Raw genomic sequence first — 16,942 nt, 5'->3', positions numbered from 1 at the left:
TAACCCTATTTTCTGTGCTAACCTGCCAATGTGCTGCAGTGCCAAAGCCTAATAATGAGACATATGATAATATATTGGCACCTTAGAACTTTAGCGCATCTAGATTTTTTCACCTTCTCACTATCTTCTATGCGCTTAAGCTTGCCTTCATCCGCCTCATAACTGATGGGAATGAGTCACGGTTGGTATGCGGCAAGAAAAGAGCCGAGACATAGTGATCCATAAAGCTGGAATTCGTACTCAAGTCCATATAGGTCATTTTTCGGGCAATATCGACCGCAATATCTTTTGCTTCTCTTGAGAGAAGAATAAGACGCGCACCCAAAAGCGACCCGTTACCGACATACATGACCTTTTCGCTTTCGATCTCGGGCAAGAGACCAATGGTTATTGACTGGTCGATCTCTATATAGCGGCCAAAGCCACCAGCGATTAGAATTTCCTCAATAGCCTCAACCGGCATCTGCATTGACTCAAGCAAAGTCGTGATGCCGGCGTAAATCGCACCCTTGGTGCGAATCAGGTTGTCGAGGTCGGCCTCTGTAATAACGATATCCTTCTTGATGGCTGTATCAGACGCCCAGGCGAGCACGTACTCAGCCTGGCCGTCAATCTCTCTGATTCTGATTCTGGGATGATTTATTTCAGTGTTAAAGCGGCCCTTCTCGTTTATAATGCCGGTCAAGAAAAGCTCGGCTACCGCATCAATTAACCCTGAGCCGCAGATTCCTTTTGGCTTTGTCTGCCCGATGGTCAGGATCATGGGCTCGAGTGTTTTAGGGTTGATACGAACCTGCTCGATCGCACCCTTGGTAGCGCGCATTCCGTGCTTGATGGAGCCACCCTCAAATGCAGGGCCGGCAGAGCACGAGCAGCTCAAGAGCCAATCGGCATTTCCGAGCGCCATCTCACCATTTGTTCCAACATCTATATAAAGTGTCAATTTGTCAGTCTTAAATACGCCTGAGGCAAGAAGCCCAGCGGTAATATCGCCGCCGACGTAGCTTGCCTTGCTTGGCACGGTGTAAACTCGGGCACCAGCCGGCATCTTTAGACCCAAATCGGTTGCCTCAATAACAGGCGTAAAAGTTACAGTCGGTATGTAGGGTTCCTCGCGGATATATTTGGGTGAGATGCCTAAGAAGATGTGCGTCATCGTGGTATTGCCAGCGGCTACCATGTAGACGATATCTTCAAGTTCAACACCTGACTTCTCAATTACCCTCTCGATAAGCTTGTTTATAGTCCCAACAACAAGCTCTTGAAGCTTTTGTAAACCATCTTTCTTTAATGAGTATACAATTCGGCTTATGATATCCTCGCCCGCACTTACCTGCGCATTATATTCAGATGCCTTGGCCTTTGTTTCACCAGTCGCAAGGTCAACCAGCTCGACATAGATACTCGTTGTCCCGATATCAACGGCAAGCCCATAATGCTTGTCTGAGCGATTTCCTTTGTCCAGCTTAATTAACCTGTCGCACTCACCGCCACCCGGTGAGAGAATGGTTGCAGTGACCTTCCAATCTGCTTCGCGCAATAGTGAACCCATCTGCCTTAAAACCGAGATATCGATATTAAAATCAAGAACTCCGTACTGCAGAGCAAGCTCGCGCCTAAGCCTTTCAAGGTCGCTTATGTTGTCTTCAAGATTCGGCGGCGTAATCTCTACATAGTATCTTCTCGTTGCCGGGTTTATCGTAAACTCACCAAATAAATCGGTAAGATTTTTTGCAGATAAAAATCCCGCACTCGATACGGTTTCAAGCTCACGCTCAAGGGCCGCCTTGGAGTCACCCATCTGGGACTCGATCGGGATACGGACCTCGATGTCTTCCTTAACCGTAGCGGTACAGGCTAAAACGTAGCCCTGGGCGATATCAGCATCTGATAGCTTTGCGGTATGGCGCGCATCAACCGAGCCCTGCTCGACTATAACTCGACACTTGCCGCAAGTGCTGCTTCCGCCGCATGATGCATTAACGTGAACGCCGGCCAGCATAGCTGCCCGGAGCACATTTTCACCACTTTCTACTTCCACTACCCTGTTGTCGGGATAGAAATGAACCTTTGGCATTAGATCAAACCATCTTTCTATGTATTTAGCTGTCAGCTATCAGCTTTCAGGTATCAGCAATTAAAAAGCTGATAGCTGATCGCTGACAGCTGACGCTTTAAAGCTTCTAAAAGAGCCCTGTCACCTCACCGGTTGCCGTATCGACATCGATCCTGCGGTATGCCGGGTCGGATGCAGTGCCCGGCATCAAGCTAATGTCTCCTGCCATCGGGCACAGGAACTTAGCACCGCTATAGACCAAAACATCGCGAATCGGAAGCGTCCAGCCTTTCGGCACCCCTTTAAGTGTGGGGTCATGAGATAGCGATAGATGCGTTTTTACCATCATCGTCTGATAATCCGCAAACTGCGGGTCAGACTCGAACCTCTTTGCTTTGGCCTCAGCGGCAGGTGACCAGGACACGCCGTCGGCACCATAGACTTCTTTTGCTATCATCTCAACGCGTTCCCTTAGTGGCATCTCAAGCGGATAGAGCGGCTTGTAATTAGACGGCTCGTTTGCCGCATCCATAACGGTCTCTGCCAGGTCTGCTGCACCTTCGCCACCATACATCCAGTGGTGAGATACCGCTGCGCGAACACCCATCTCCTCGCAGAGCTTCTTGACAAGGTCGTGCTCAGCTTTAGTGTCGGTGTAGAAAGCGTTTATTGCTACGACCGGCACAATACCGGATTTTTTGACCACACCAATCATATGACGCAAGTTCTCAAAGCCCTTCTCAACTAGACCGAGGTTCTCTTTAGTATATTCCTCAGGAAGCGGGCGTCCTGGAGCAACCGCCGGGCCTCCACCGTGCATCTTAAGCGCCCTGATCGTTGCAACGATAACCGAGACGTTTGGAATATTACCGGAGAGACGGCACTTTACATTCCAGAACTTCTCAAAACCGATATCGGCGGCAAAACCGGACTCGGTGATGGTGTAATCGAATAGTTTAAGAGCCAGACGGTCAGAAATGATCGAGTTCTGACCGATAGCAATGTTAGCAAATGGACCGGCATGGATAAGAACCGGCTGACCCTCAACTGAATAGCAAAGCGTCGGGTTTATTGTGTTTCTCATCCAGGCGGTCATGGCCCCAGCAACATCCAGATCAGAGGTTGTAATCGGTTTGCCAGTCCTATCATAAGCCACAGTAATATTTCCAATGCGCTCACGCATATCAGCAAGATCTCGAGACACGGCAAGAATCGCCATTAGCTCCGAAGAAACGGCGATCCCGAATTTTGATTCCATCGGATAGCCGTCTTTCTTGCCGCCTAAACCGATAACTATTTTTCGTAGCGCCTGTGCGCAAAAATCAATAATCCAGCCCATTTCAACATTTTTCGGGTCGATATCAAGGCGGCGCAGGCCTCTCTTTGCAAGCTCTTCATCGGTATAATTGGCCTCGTGCTGCATCCTGGAGGTTAAAGCGACCATAGCCAAATTGTGTGCGTTCATAATATCGTTTATGTCGCCGGTGAGGCCAAGTGAGAACTCGGTCATCGGGATAAGGAGTGCATTTCCGCCTCCAGCTGCGGTTCCTTTAACATTCATGGTAGGTCCGCCCGAGGGCTGGCGCAGAGCGCCACCAACATTTTTACCTAAATAGCCAAAGCCCTGAACAAGGCCCATGGAAACAGTTGTTTTCCCCTCGCCAAGTGGAGTTGGCGTGATAGCGGTAACCTCGATATACTTGCCGTCCGGCTTATCTTTCAGACGATTCATGATCTTAATGAAATCAAGCTTAGGCGTCCTGCCGTGCGGAATCATCTCGTCCTTCTCGATACCAAGCTTGTCAATCCACTCATCGGGGCTCGGCAAAAATTTCATTGCCTCTTGAGCTATCTGCCAGTCCTTATACTTGGTCGGATCCATTGACCTAGGATCGTAAGTTGTTTTAGTTCCCATGAAACCTCCTTGTAACCCTTGCAAATATCAATCACTATAGACTAAAACACTCCAGCCTACCGGCTGAATGTTGATGGAATACTGGGTTTTACATCAACTGTAAGTCATTACCAATATTACCTTGCCAAAACTCCTCGTCAAGATAAAAATAACAGACTTTCTTCTTGGCTTATTATATATGTTTCGTTACTTTAATAACTACTGCCTCTTGAGCCTTTTGAAAGGCTCTCTTTATAACAAAAAATTCAGGAGTCAGGAGTCAAAATCCAGAAGAATTTTTTTTTTGCCTTTTTCCTCTGGCTCCGGGCTTCTGGCTCCTGAATTCTACATATAACCGCCAGTTTATGCTGTATGAACCATGCTATCCAAAGCTAATTAAACGGACCGGTAGTAGCTAATACCTATTGTTAAGTTTTTAGCTTATTTAAAGAATTACAGCAACTTAAAAGACGTAAACGGTCTTGGTAGAACCGTCAACGTTTAAAAAATAGCACTAAACGGCACTTAAACTTGATAACTTTTCACTATATATAGCGGGGTTTAAGGCTATATGCCCAACATAGCTTTCAGCTTCTGACCCCTGCGTCGGCTGACCGGGATCTCGTTGTTCTGGTTGCACCGCACCTTTAACACATAGCTGCGACCATACATCGGCACGATCTCTATTACGTGACGCAGATTTACGATATAGCCACGATGAACCCTTAAGAAGGACTTGCTCTGGAGACGCTCCTCAAGAGTTTTCAAAGTAAACCGGGTGATATATGTACTATCTACCGTATGGACAAATACTATATCATTGCGGCTCGATATATACACTATATCTTTTATTGGAAGAAGCAAGGTCTTGCCTCTACTCTCAACTGGTATCCTATCTATATCAATCAGCGACTTCTCGATAGTCTGCTCCGGCTTAGAAGTAATGGCCTGCTGTGAGCTAAGGAGTTTTTCAACCTTGGTGACGGCACGGGCCAGCCTATCCTCATCTATAGGTTTTACCAGGTAATCCACCGCATCCAGCTCAAAAGCCTTGACTGCGTGCTCGCTATAAGCGGTAACAAATACAACAGCCGGCATATTTGGCAGCTGCTTTAGTGCTGCAACCACCTCAAGGCCGGATAGCCCAGGCATCTGGATATCCATAAATATAAGGTCGTAGTTGAGCGCCTTGATAAGTTCCATAGCCTCGGTCGCATTGGTAGCTTCGCCGATCACCTGGACATTCGGTATCTTATCAAGTAAATATCTTAATTCCAAACGGGCCGGAGCCTCATCGTCGACTATTAAGGTTTTAAGCGTCATTTTCTTCCTTGCTCCTTGAGATCGGAATCTTTATATACACTCTGGTTCCAGCACCTTCGGTGCTTTCAAGTTTAACCTGGTATTCCTCACCATAGAGACTTTTCAGCCTTTCATTTATATTGCTTAAACCTATGCCACTACCTTTACCATAACCAAATTTTAACACTTGGTCTAGCTCTTCTTCAGAAATTCCGCAACCATTATCGACAACTGTAATATACATGTCATCGCCATTTAGCCTTGCAATAATCTTTATCTCAAGGGGGCGATCTTCACAAAAACCATGTTTTACCGCATTTTCAACGAGCGGCTGAACTGTAAGAGCAGGTAAAATGCAGCTTTGCGCATCGTTATCGATGTAAAATTCTATATCAAGTCGATCGCCAAACCTGGCCTTTTCAAGGACAAGGTAAAGAGAAACATAATCCAGTTCCTGAGCCAACGTGATAAAGCCATCCTTCCACTCAAGCGTCTTTCTGAAAAAGTCAGCAAATTGCACGAGAAGCTTGCGCGCCTTTTGGGGGTCGGTCCTAATAAAAGCCGTAATCGTATTTAATGTATTAAATAAAAAATGCGGATTTATCTGCGCCTGAAGTGCCCTTAACTCCGCCTTGTAAAGCATCTCCGCCTGCCGGTCAAGCTCTGAGAGCTCTATTTGGGTGCTAAGAAGCTGGGCCAGGCCTTCAGCCACAGCGATTCTGCTCTCGGTAAGCTTTTTTGGATTGTCGTAGTAAAATTTGAGCGTGCCTACCGCTTTTCCTCTCTTCTCAAGGGGAACGACAATTGCGGCTTTCAGCCTGCAGTTTACCATCGGGCAGCCGATCTCAGTTTTCGAGGCAAGGATACGCGATGTGTTGGTTTCAATGGTTTCTTTGGTAGCACGCGTTAGAATCGGCTTTCCAACCAGATGATGGTCGCCTCCTATGCCATGGAAGCCTAGAACCGTTTTTCTATCGGTAATCGATACCGCAATTGCATCTGCCTCGCTATGGATGATCTTTACTACCTCCGAGGCAGACTCAAAACTAAGCCCTTTTCTTAAATATGGAAGGGTCTTTCTTGCTATCTCAAGCATCTGGTGTGATTGCTTGGCCTTATTATGCTCTGCCTCGCTGGTAAACCTGAAAAGAGTAAGGGCCGCAAAAACTGTTGCTGTCGAAGGAATAGCAAGAAGAAAAAATATCAGGGCACTTGATGGCATTTTAAGCAAGTATGCGTTAAGATAAACGACTGCAAGGGCAGATATGCTGCCAAAGATAAGACTGCCAACAAAATAATAAAAGGTGGTTGTATGATTATCTTCCCACTTTTTCATAATTTTCATAAGTGCCGCCAGACCGTCAGTGTGGGCTTTGTTTGCTTTTACTTGGGATGACTATGATTATAGCTGAATAGCCTTTAGCAGTCAGCCGTAATTAGCAATCAGCTATTAGCTTAAAGACGAAGAAATATAAAGCTAGTAACTGAAAGCTAATTGCTCTACTTAAGCAGCACGCTTATCTCAAATCCTGCAAAGTAAAGAGAGACAAGTAGCAAGAAGATACCAAAGAGTTTGCGAAGAAGCGCTTCTGGAAGGCTGATAGCAACCCTCGAACCCAGATAAGCTCCCGGGATGATCCCAACTGCCAAGAGTGCCGCAAGAAGGAGGTCTACGTGACCAAGAAGAAAATGGGTGGCGGCAGCGGGAATCGAATAGGCAATTATAACCAGAAGCGATGTGCCAAGCGATGTTTTCATATCTTTCTTGAAGATAATAGAAAGCGCCGGCACCAACAAAAAGCCCCCGCCTAGACCCAGGAATCCAGCTAAGAATCCGGCAATAAGGCCGGTAAGCAAGGCCGCTACCGCACCTCTACCGCTGCTTTTGGCAGGCGGACTTACGTTCTGCGCAGATTTTTCAATGCTCAGGATAAAGCGGAGGGCCGTTACAGCAAGTGCAACCGCCGTAATAAGTAAGATAATGTCTCCGTTAATTACCCCGGTAGCAAGCGACCCCAAAACAGAGCCTGCAATGCCGGAGATAGATAGATAGGGGGCAAGTTTTATGTCGATGTAGCCGCCACGGTAGTAGTTATAAGAACCGGTAATACCGGATAAGACAATAACCGGTATGGGAGTGCCAAGCGATATTAGGGCAGGCATTCCCAATAACAAGCGAAGAGCGGGCTGCATCAAGAAACCGCCGCCGATACCAAAATGCCCAGAGAGGTAACCGGCAACCAATCCTATTATTACTGGTGCGATATAATTCATGTTTAAAGAATATAGGGTCTGGCGGCGCGGGTCTAGAAGTGCCGAGGCATCAATGTTCTTTTATTCTTTAACCTAGCGCTTTGGAACATTAGCACATTAAGGCCTAACTCGCATCTCAACACCGTCTCTTGATAGCCTTATGCGCCCTGCAACCAATCCGCGGATCTCTACCTTATCAGGATAAGGCGCAAATATAGCGACCGAATTGGCATCGACAGACTCGATTATGCCAATAGCTACCGTATCCCACCGCTCATCCTGCAGCCCTACGAGTAACCCAGTTAAGTCCGTGTCCATCTTGCGATCCAGGAAATTTGTTGGATAAAGGCAAAGCTTATCAAACTCAAATTCTCTTAGTGACGCATTTTTAAAGTACTCAAGATACTTTTTTTGCCGGTATTTTGCCCTCTCTTCAGGCGATCGCTTTCGGGCCTCTTCCGCAGGCCGGGTATGGACCACCTCTATGCCCCAACAGTTAACAAGGAAGGAGAAGATGGGGGAGAGTTCGTCTTCTTTCTCAATCGCGATAACGTAGCGGGGACGCAAAAGCTCGAATTTGTTGTATTTAAGGACGGTGCCATAAGGAGGAGCAACAAGTCCGCTGCTATTAAAAATTATTGTATCAGCGTGCATCTCAACCGCTTTGTCAACCATGCGCTTGCTTCCAACCACTACTTCAACTGTAAATCCGACCGGGCTGTTATTCCCTACAAAATAAATAGCCTGCGTATGCGAGAGATCCGGCAGTGAACCTTCGGCCATTACCATGCCAACTACCGTCGGAGGACCTATCACGGATTGACCCACATCGGAATCGATAAGTCCAACCCGCAGACCAGCCTTGAGATATGCTCGTGCTAATTCTTTAAACAAAGTCGTCTTTCCTGTATCTGGTTCTCCGAGGATAAAAACCAAGCCCAGTGGCTTCTCGGCGAATATGCGCGGGATGTCTGTAAAACGAAGGCTCTCGCTCATCTTTTGGGCTTCTCCAGCATTTCTTTTGCTTTTTCAACAACCTTTTTCTCGTCTTTGTATGCCAGCTTTTCTATCGCCTCACCGATTGGAAACCACCGAACTTCTCTTACCTCCCAATCGTGTTTCGTTATGTCCCCACCGATGCACCTTATAAGATAGAAGTAAACAAACTTGTGATAGCGGGTGCTGTCGGGATGCCAAAAATACCAGTAATCGATTCTGCCAATTTTATCGATAATTTCACCAGTGAGACCTGCCTCTTCGTTTACCTCGCGAAGTGCGGCCTCCTCTAAACTTTCACCCTTCTCGACCAACCCCTTTGGCAGAACCCATATATTATCCTCTCTGGCCGTCAGTGCCACCTCAATTCTGCCGTCCGCTTTGCGAAAAACTACGCCGCCTGAGGATACTACAGTTTCGGTCTTAATATGCTTCTTTGCTTGAGCCATGATAACCACCGGCATAATTAGTAATTAGTAAGTCATATAGATATAACCGGAAATTTAAAATTTTAAATTTCCGGTTATATGTGATAGCTATCAGCATTTAGCATTTTATTCCCTTTTCTTTAAACTGGCGGCCGGCATCTAACAGCTATATACTCGATACCGCCGTCTGGTTGCGGCCTCCCTGTTTTGCTTTATACAGCGCCTCGTCGGTCTTTTGTATTAGAGCTAGCGGTTCAGACATTGAGGGATCGTAAGAGGCAATCCCGATGCTCAATGTCACTCTGATTACAATATCGGGATTGAGTACAATTGGGTTGGACTCAACTGTGTGGCGGAGCTTCTCACCAACTTTATAGGCCTTATCTAAGTTAGTCTCCGGAAGGATCAGTGCGAACTCATCCCCGCCATATCTTGCAGCAAAATCGGACTGGCGGGTGTTATTTTTTAAAGTGCTTGCAATCGCTTTCAGTACCGAATCGCCTGTGACATGACCAAAGGTATCGTTAATTTCTTTAAATTTATCAATATCAATCATCATAAGAGAAAGGGCTGGGCCGTACCGTTCTGCCCTGTTAAATTCAACAGAGAGCCTCTCGAGAAAACTTTTATGGTTGTAAAGACCGGTCAAACCATCGGTTACAGCGGTCTCCTTAAGCTCATTAATTATACGGTTGTAAACCTGCCGGCGGAACGGAAAACACATGTCCCAATCAGCAATACCCTGATAAATTGCGATGGCCTGCTCGCGGCAGGTCTTATAACCACAGGCACCGCAATCAAGTTCATCATCGCGGGAAAACTTCTCCCCCTCAGCAAGTATCTCGAGGATTGCCTCCTCGCTTGGCATAGCAAGTTTTACCTTTCTGTTGGTAAACGTCTTTTGCATATCGATCTTTGGCAGGTATGGCTCAATCTGGTCAAAGGTTATCTGTTTAGATGCATGGACTAGCCGATTGTTATAAACGTCATCTATAATGCTCTTGCGAAGGTGTATGCTGAGGCTTGTATCTATCCCAGGCCCATCAATGCATCCGTCACAAACCAATAAATCAATAAATTTAGCCTGAAGCTTGCCGGATAAAACCGCTTCTTCAAGGTCATCTAAATCATCTACACCCCGCAAGACCATAAGAGTCGGATCGAGCATATTATATTGAGCAATCGTCGGACGGGGAAATCCCCCCGGCACAGAATATCTCCTTCTAATCTCCGGCCTGGGATTTTTCTTCACCACATGGTCGTCTTCAAAACCGACAAGCCGCAGTGTCAGCAGGTTCTTAAACTCACTAAATGTCAAAACCGCATCGATCGCGCTGGAAGTTAAAGCCTCTTTTTTTGCGGCAATACAGGGCGTGACATAAACAACCGCTACATCCGCTCCGTATATACTTTTTACAAGCCGCGCCTGCGCTTCTGCAGGCGTGATAACCGGGGCTAGATGCTCGTTCAGCTCGGGATAGTATTTCTCAATCCAGATGGTAGCAGCCGGACAGGTCGACCTGATCACTGGGTACTCATCTTTGCTTGCAAAATAACGTAGATAGTGCCTCGCCACCATCTCTTCGGCAAGCACAGTATCCTCATGTCCGTAAAACCCGGCCCGCTCTATTAGATAGGTAAGCTGCTCTGTCGTCATCGGGTAGAACGAAGCCGCATACTCGGGAGCAAGAACAGCAACAACCTTTTTATCTGAAGATAGAAGTTCAAAGGTGCGCTTGAAATCACCGTCAAGCTCAACTGATCCCTTTGAGCAAGCCAGCACGCAACGGCCACAGTATATACAGCGCTCATCTAATATCTCAATCTGGCCATTGGCCATTTTAATAGCTTTTACCGGACACGCACGTATACAAGAGTAGCACTCTTTGCACTGTCCCTCAGCCACAGATAATATACTCATTGTTAGCTCCTGACCATGTTCCGTGCTACTTATGCAGAAGGTCATAATAACAGCTTCAACCCAGCATATTAATAAAAAGGATCGATGCGACGGAAAAGATGGTAACTATTGGCTTTTTTATAATAATACATGAGACGGCATAACTACAAGATTAAATAACAGTGCTGCAGTTTGTTGGTGCTGCAGTGCTGCAGAACTTTGGGTCTAGGCATGCCAAAGTGCCAAGGTCGGGATAGGGTCCAAGGGCCAGGGCCAGGGTTAAAAGAAGGCCAAAAGGTGAAAGAGGTGCCATCCTAGGTCCTTTGACTCGCTCAGAGCAAACTTCGCGTAAGCGAAGTCGAAGGACCTAAAAGAGCAACTATTACACTCTCCCGTCGTCTGCAATATCGACGATTTGAGCATTTCCGGCTGCAATAAGATCAGTCGGCTTTATTTTTAAGAATGCGTTGTTCTGGCCACCACACGTGTAGATCAGTGGGACGGCAAGTAGCCGGTGATCCACATAGATAGGCATCTCATTTGCGTGTGCAAGTGGTGGGATACTCCCAAGAAAGTACCCTGTGAGGCTCACCAGCTCTTCTGCATCGGCCAGTTTTATCTTGCTCGCCCCGGTAATTTTTTTAAGCTTGCGGGTATCTAACCTGCGGTCACCCGGAATCATAACGACAACCGCTTTATCATCGGCTTGAACTATTAGCGTCTTGCCGATCTCTGATTCATCCAGCCCAAGCGTTGCCGCCGCCATGGAAACAGTTTTAGCAGGTATTTCTACAACGCTGATTTCGTGCGGAACTTCACGAGATTGAAGGAAGTTATGTAAGTCAACGCTTGTCCTCATTTTTGCCCCCCATTAGCTCTATAAGAGATCGTACCACTACCGCCCGTATACAACAAGGCTAATTCGATTTAATTTGCCGGTTTTACATGCTTTTCCCAGCGTTTGATCGGTATCGAATTTAATTAAATTCTTTATCGGCAAAATTTTAAGTTGCCATAGATTCTTGACTAAGAATTTTTCTGGTTTTTTCTGGATGTTCATATAGGCTGTTTGTCTAATAGCTAGCAGTTGGCGTCGATAACCTGATTGCAATATCAACGGCTTCTTCTGCGGTGGATGCGTAGACTATCCCGGCATCCTCTTTGCCTTCACGATGCAGGCTCCAAGTCCTCATGCCAATGACAGGCTTTCCCATCTTAAGCGCAAGTCCGATTTCAGAGAGCGTCCCGTAGCCCGCCCCGATTGCAATAACCGCGTCTCCGGAGCGTACAACAATCGCATTTCTAGCGTGCGCCATGTCGGTTGGTATCGCGATGCTAAGACACGGTGATGCGCCAACTCTATCTGGGCCAGGAAGGATGCCGACTGCAACCCCACCAGCCTCCTTTGCCCCACAAGCCGCAGAGTGCATAATGCCACCTAGACCACCGCAAACAAGTATCGCCCCGCGCTTGGCAATAAGCCTGCCGACTTCGTAAGCTATCTGGTTTAAGTCCTCCCGTTCTACACCAACTCCTATAACCGATATATAGATAGCCATGTTAATCCTCCGGATTAATAGTTACCTAGTTGCCAGCTAATATTTCAATATTTCTTATCTGCAGCACGAGAGCACTGATAAGCTGCAGCACTATTTACTGCCTGCTGCTTGCTTCCCACTGCCCACTATTTGTTTAAGTATCCCAATAGCAGCACGTTTATCCAACGGCTCGTTCCAGTTGCCGCACTTGGGTGACTGGATGCAAGATGGACAACCATCTTTGCAGGGACACCTCTCGATAACCTCAAGGGTCCTTCTTAAATGCTCTTCGGCGACCCAGAAACCACGGCGAGCGATACCAATACCGCCTTCAAAACCATCGTATATAAAGATAGTCGCCTCACCGGTGTGCAGGTGAAACGGCGTCGAGACGCCGCCGATATCCCAGCGGTCACACATTGCAAACATAGGGAGCATTGCGATGCCGGCATGCTCGGCGGCATGAATTCCGCCAGCCAGTTCGCGCTCATCAAGACCGAGTTTGACGATGACCTTATCGGGCACGGTATACCAGATAGCCTCGGTTTGGAACCGCACCGGGGGCAAATCTAGCTCTTCGATACCAATGATTCTTCCGTCGGGTGCCTTCTTCTGGAAGGCAACAACGTGAGTCGTTACTTCGACTTGGCCAAAATTAAGTCGCGTCCTTCCAAGCGCGCGCGTCTCAAGCTCAGAGAGGACGCGCACCTCAGTATCCTCTCGCGGCTCGGTATAATACTCATCAGCTGTCTTTTTAACAAGCGCCACTCGATTTTTTATATCGAGTGATTGAACAGCATACGGATCACCCTGATGTAGATAAACCGCCCCAGGGTAAATCTCAAAGAAGGCTCGCGTGCCTTCAGTTGTTCCAAGAAGCTGGCCCGTCTCTATATCCACAATATCGTAAGTCGATTGTGAGGCAGAGCGGATATTTACCTCTTGGGCTGGGAAGCACATCTGCGCAAGGTACCATTTCCCTTTTCGCTCTTTGAGATCTCCTGATTGTATAAGTGAGTTGGCGGCCACCTCAAAGCCTTCGCCGAAGAAAAACCGGTCATCAATTGAGAGCGGCTTTTCAAAGGCGGCGCAGCGCAAATGCTTGCCCAGTATCTTCTGATTATCAAGATCGATTATCGCTTCTTCAAAGTTTCGTCCAAAGAAATACTCCGGATGATTTACATAATATTGGTCAAGCGGGTCATCGGCTGCAATCAATACTGCAAGCGATTCGCCAACAGTTCGTCCGGCCCGGCCAGCCTGCTGCCATGTAGAAGCTATCGTTCCAGGAAAACCGTTTATGATCGCTGCATCAAGTGCGCCAACATCGATGCCTAACTCAAGCGCGTTGGTAGCCGATACTGCTAAAAGCTCGCCCGAGAAGAGCCGGCTTTCGATCTCCCTCCGTTGGGAAGGCAGGTAGCCAGCCCGGTAAGAAGCAATTCGTTTGATAATATCGGGGCGGTCGCTTAAATTTCGCCTTGCATAGCTTAATACCAACTCGGCAAGTTTTCGCGACTTGCTGAAAACAATCGTCCTGAAATAATCTTTGGACAACTCACCCAAAAGCCAGGTTACCTCCCAGGTTATACTTTTTCTTTTAGCCTGAGTCTCGTCTATAAAAGGTGGATTCCAGAATACCCAGGTCTTCGGGCCTTGTGGAGCGCCATCCTCGGCTACCACCTCTACTTCAAGACCGGTAAGTCTCTTGGCAAGCTCTTCAGGATTTGCAATTGTGGCTGAAGCCATAATAAATTGCGGATGGCTCCCATAATGATGACAGAGGCGGCGAAGCCGCCTTATAACCTGGGCTACATTTGAGCCAAAGACCCCCCGAAGAACATGTACCTCGTCGATCACCACATATTTTAAGTTTAAGAGAAAAGTTGCCCAGTGCTTGTGAAAGGGCAGAATTCCCTGGTGCAGCATATCCGGGTTGCTTAAAATAATTGAAGCTTGGCGGCGAATACGGCTGCGCTCCTCACGCGGTGTATCGCCATCGTAGGTCGAAACTGTAACCGGAAAGTCAAGCTCACCAATCGCGCGTAGCTGATCCTGCGCAAGTGCCTTTGTCGGAAAAAGGTAAAGCGCCTTTGCTCTTTTGTTGGTTAACATCTCTTCCAAAACAGGAAGATTGTAGCAAAGGCTTTTACCGCTTGCCGTCCCACTTACAACAAGAACATGCTTGCCCTCTTTTGCCAGATCAAATACCCTGGCTTGATGGGTGTAAAGGTCATTTATTCCTGCAAGAGAAAGCCTTTGCGCGGCCTCGCTTAAAAGCCCGTGTTTAGGAGTGGCAAAAGACGCAGATTTCGCAGTCAGCTTTCGCTCATGAATTATTTGTCCCCTGTAGCCAGGTTGATCTTTAATATATCTAAGAAAACTTGCAACTTCGCCCATGACTCACATTATAGTAGGGTCGAGACCCTACTAGCCAGTGAGTAGAAATTTGAAAGTAGATGTTAGACTGAACTTTATCTATCTCTAGGAGGCAAGAGGTATACTTGTACTACTTGCCCTTAATCTGCTCACCGCTTCTGCTGCTATCTTCTATGTGCTATCTGCTACCCGCTATCTGCTATTTTACGACCCCGGCTTCTTTTTCTTTTATTCTGGCTATATATAAACCGAGGTGTAATTATGAGACCCAGGCGCACAGAATCGCTAATAGAAAGGTTTGATTCTTTTCTACTGAAGCGTCTTGTCCCAAATTACGAGAACGTGCAAAATATCGACGTCCGCGCATCTTACGGCTACTTAGAGGGAATGCTTGGTGCAGCTATAGAGATAATCCTCTTTACTTCTAAACTCCTTGTAGGGTATCTCATTGGAAGTATCGCTTTAATAGCCGAGGCTATCCATAGCCTCTCAGATATCTTTGCATCTGGTATTGTTATTGTCGGTTTTCGTGTAGCAAAACAGCCCCCCGACCCCGAACATCCCTACGGGCACGGGCGATTTGAGTCGATCGCGACTCTGGTCACTGCGACAATACTTGTAATTCTCGCATTTGAGATCGCCAGAGAATCGATATCACGGTTGTTTAACCCGGTTCCCATTGCCGTAAATATCTATGCCATCGGGGTCCTTTTTCTTACCATTCTTTTAAAAGAGTTCCTCGCCCGTGTCGCGATTGACCTTGGCCGGCGCATTGAGGCCGGCATATTAGTTGCCGACTCGGCAAATCAGCGGGTTGATAGCCTTTCAGCTATTGTGGTTCTCATCGGCCTTGGTGGAGTTGCTCTTGGCTTCAACCGTCTTGATGCCATAGCAGGTCTTGCTGTTGTAGGCTTTATTCTTTACACCGCTTACGGGATTGCCCGTGACGCCTCAAGCTTCTTGCTGGGCCGCGCGCCCAGTGAAGACACTATCGACCTCATACGCTTTATCGCCCGCTCGGTAAAGGGAGTAAAAGGCGCACATGCAATATTTGTCCACGACTACGGCGCGCGAAAAGTGATCACACTGCATATTCTGGTCGACAAAAATCTTTCGGTTGAACAGGGACATGCAATTGCCGATATGGTTGAGAAAAAAATCAGCGAGACGATAACCGGAGCAACCGCCGATGTGCACGTCGGACCAGCCTATGAGCTTAGAACCCGTTAAGGAAGCTGATTAATTGTTAAATTTTGCCTAAGCCTTTGTAAACAAGGCTTGTAAAACCGTTTAACACCTAAATTATGCCGTTTATTTTTATTTTAGACCGTTTACTAAAATTAATGTTTAAGATAGTGAAAAATGGTGCAAACTATACTTAGTATGACGCCGGTCGGTCTTTTAGGGGAGGGAAAGGCAATGAGAAAAACCAGGGGTCTCTTTAAACTGCTTGGCGGGGTCTCTTTTGCACTCTTACTCTTGCTAATCTATGTCGTGGTCCCACTAGGAATACTCTACCTAATACTTAGCGAGCCGGTAACCCGACTTACAGCATCCATGCCAAATGCAACCAGCGCAAACATCTTATCGGGGGGTATTTTTGCCATCGCTATTGCTGTTATCTTTTTAATAATTTACTTACCGTTCAGAAAATGAATATCGGGGCTCTCCGCTTCAAAACAGGGGATACAGAGCTTTTTGCCTTGGAACAACCTAATTCTAGTCTCCATCGCGGCCTCACCGCAGTTATCGCAGACTACTGACTGCAAAACTTGTGCCCTTGGCGGAAGCTCTATCATAACTTCACGCAGATCAAAGAGGTCTTCTTTTGGCGCACCCAAAAGCCGCTTTACCCTCTCTTCGCGAGTCTCTCCTTCTTTAGAAAAGCGCTCCTTGGGCTTAGTTGAGATGCGAAGTGCTTTTCCTGTATTTCTATTTGCGATTGTATACACATGTTTGCCGTAGTCCTTTATGAAGAAGTTTCCCTTGCCCGCAGTAGTGCCCAGCATGTACTGGATGGCGTCTATCCCGCAAGCTCGGTTCTCAACAATGGCGATAACTTCCTCATCTTCTGCCCGGTGGTTTTCAAGCCACTCTAAAGCCACTAAAGCAGCACGATATCCAAGAACAAGCCCTGGGCAGAGATGCCCATGAAATTTTGCGACTTCATTAATATCTACGTTATTTAACATATAG

14 protein-coding genes are annotated in these 16,942 nt (G+C 47.1%); 2 read left to right on the top strand and 12 right to left on the bottom strand.

The genetic code is table 11. From position 1 onward, the window contains the following. Positions 1–127 precede the first annotated feature (127 nt). The 11 genes from K6T91_01790 to K6T91_01740 all read right to left on the bottom strand — a co-directional run bounded on the left by K6T91_01790 (position 128) and on the right by K6T91_01740 (position 14,767). The gene (locus K6T91_01790; GenBank protein ID MCL6471530.1) at positions 128–2,077 is read right to left on the bottom strand and encodes an ASKHA domain-containing protein; all 1,950 of its coding nucleotides are present in this window, start codon (positions 2,075–2,077) and stop codon (positions 128–130) included. Positions 2,078–2,183: 106 nt separating this feature from the next. After that, positions 2,184–3,971 carry a formate--tetrahydrofolate ligase gene (locus K6T91_01785; GenBank protein MCL6471529.1) on the bottom strand — a complete coding sequence of 596 codons (1,788 nt, stop codon included), beginning with the start codon at positions 3,969–3,971 and terminating at the stop codon, positions 2,184–2,186. Between the two features lie 546 nt (positions 3,972–4,517). Further along, positions 4,518–5,273 carry a response regulator gene (locus K6T91_01780; protein ID MCL6471528.1) on the bottom strand — a complete coding sequence of 252 codons (756 nt, stop codon included), beginning with the start codon at positions 5,271–5,273 and terminating at the stop codon, positions 4,518–4,520. Further along, a complete protein-coding gene (locus tag K6T91_01775) occupies positions 5,263–6,597 on the bottom strand; it encodes a histidine kinase (GenBank protein MCL6471527.1) in 1,335 nt (444 codons plus the stop codon). The genes K6T91_01780 and K6T91_01775 overlap by 11 nt, the downstream gene beginning before the upstream one ends. A 155-nt stretch (positions 6,598–6,752) precedes the next feature. Then, positions 6,753–7,496, bottom strand: a complete 744-nt coding sequence (locus K6T91_01770) for a sulfite exporter TauE/SafE family protein (protein ID MCL6471526.1) — start codon at positions 7,494–7,496, stop codon at positions 6,753–6,755. 126 nt (positions 7,497–7,622) lie between these two features. Then, positions 7,623–8,501, bottom strand: coding sequence for a hypothetical protein (locus tag K6T91_01765; protein ID MCL6471525.1), 879 nt, complete (start codon positions 8,499–8,501; stop codon positions 7,623–7,625). Continuing rightward, a complete protein-coding gene (locus K6T91_01760; GenBank protein ID MCL6471524.1) occupies positions 8,498–8,950 on the bottom strand; it encodes an NUDIX hydrolase in 453 nt (150 codons plus the stop codon). Before K6T91_01760 ends, K6T91_01765 begins: the two co-directional genes overlap by 4 nt. Positions 8,951–9,095: 145 nt before the next feature. Next, positions 9,096–10,850, bottom strand: coding sequence for a diguanylate cyclase (locus K6T91_01755; GenBank protein ID MCL6471523.1), 1,755 nt, complete (start codon positions 10,848–10,850; stop codon positions 9,096–9,098). Between the two features lie 361 nt (positions 10,851–11,211). Beyond that, positions 11,212–11,688: a hypothetical protein gene (locus K6T91_01750; GenBank protein MCL6471522.1), complete on the bottom strand. Its 477-nt coding sequence runs from the start codon at positions 11,686–11,688 to the stop codon at positions 11,212–11,214. A gap of 214 nt (positions 11,689–11,902) precedes the next feature. Next, the gene (locus tag K6T91_01745) at positions 11,903–12,388 is read right to left on the bottom strand and encodes a TIGR00725 family protein (protein ID MCL6471521.1); all 486 of its coding nucleotides are present in this window, start codon (positions 12,386–12,388) and stop codon (positions 11,903–11,905) included. A gap of 90 nt (positions 12,389–12,478) precedes the next feature. After that, positions 12,479–14,767: a DEAD/DEAH box helicase gene (locus K6T91_01740; protein ID MCL6471520.1), complete on the bottom strand. Its 2,289-nt coding sequence runs from the start codon at positions 14,765–14,767 to the stop codon at positions 12,479–12,481. 240 nt (positions 14,768–15,007) lie between these two features. Here K6T91_01740 and K6T91_01735 point away from each other — a divergent pair, with 240 nt between their 5' ends. Both K6T91_01735 and K6T91_01730 read left to right on the top strand, forming a co-directional pair. Further along, entirely contained in the window at positions 15,008–15,976 is a 969-nt protein-coding gene (locus K6T91_01735) for a cation diffusion facilitator family transporter (protein ID MCL6471519.1), read from the top strand. A 189-nt stretch (positions 15,977–16,165) separates the two neighbouring features. Then, positions 16,166–16,402: a hypothetical protein gene (locus tag K6T91_01730; protein ID MCL6471518.1), complete on the top strand. Its 237-nt coding sequence runs from the start codon at positions 16,166–16,168 to the stop codon at positions 16,400–16,402. Here the strand turns inward: K6T91_01730 and K6T91_01725 are convergent. Beyond that, complete coding sequence (locus K6T91_01725; GenBank protein MCL6471517.1) at positions 16,381–16,938, bottom strand: TraR/DksA C4-type zinc finger protein; 558 nt, start codon at positions 16,936–16,938, stop codon at positions 16,381–16,383. The two genes, K6T91_01730 and K6T91_01725, sit on opposite strands and share 22 nt — an antisense overlap. Between the last annotated feature and the right edge of the window lie 4 nt (positions 16,939–16,942).

Source organism: Bacillota bacterium, assembly GCA_023511485.1.
Classification (GTDB): Bacteria; Actinomycetota; Aquicultoria; order Aquicultorales; family Aquicultoraceae; genus CADDYS01.
The sequence above is the reverse complement of the archived record's forward strand: the minus strand, read 5'-3'. Positions and strand labels throughout refer to the sequence as shown.

Coding starts and splice junctions, on each gene's coding strand:
- K6T91_01760 (MCL6471524.1), bottom strand. CDS start 8,950: ATGGCTCAAGCAAAGAAGCATATTAAGACCGAAACTGTAGTATCCTCA.
- K6T91_01740 (MCL6471520.1), bottom strand. CDS start 14,767: ATGGGCGAAGTTGCAAGTTTTCTTAGATATATTAAAGATCAACCTGGC.
- K6T91_01750 (MCL6471522.1), bottom strand. CDS start 11,688: ATGAGGACAAGCGTTGACTTACATAACTTCCTTCAATCTCGTGAAGTT.
- K6T91_01735 (MCL6471519.1), top strand. CDS start 15,008: ATGAGACCCAGGCGCACAGAATCGCTAATAGAAAGGTTTGATTCTTTT.
- K6T91_01775 (MCL6471527.1), bottom strand. CDS start 6,597: ATGAAAATTATGAAAAAGTGGGAAGATAATCATACAACCACCTTTTAT.
- K6T91_01785 (MCL6471529.1), bottom strand. CDS start 3,971: ATGGGAACTAAAACAACTTACGATCCTAGGTCAATGGATCCGACCAAG.
- K6T91_01725 (MCL6471517.1), bottom strand. CDS start 16,938: ATGTTAAATAACGTAGATATTAATGAAGTCGCAAAATTTCATGGGCAT.
- K6T91_01745 (MCL6471521.1), bottom strand. CDS start 12,388: ATGGCTATCTATATATCGGTTATAGGAGTTGGTGTAGAACGGGAGGAC.
- K6T91_01730 (MCL6471518.1), top strand. CDS start 16,166: ATGAGAAAAACCAGGGGTCTCTTTAAACTGCTTGGCGGGGTCTCTTTT.
- K6T91_01780 (MCL6471528.1), bottom strand. CDS start 5,273: ATGACGCTTAAAACCTTAATAGTCGACGATGAGGCTCCGGCCCGTTTG.
- K6T91_01765 (MCL6471525.1), bottom strand. CDS start 8,501: ATGAGCGAGAGCCTTCGTTTTACAGACATCCCGCGCATATTCGCCGAG.
- K6T91_01755 (MCL6471523.1), bottom strand. CDS start 10,850: ATGAGTATATTATCTGTGGCTGAGGGACAGTGCAAAGAGTGCTACTCT.
- K6T91_01790 (MCL6471530.1), bottom strand. CDS start 2,077: ATGCCAAAGGTTCATTTCTATCCCGACAACAGGGTAGTGGAAGTAGAA.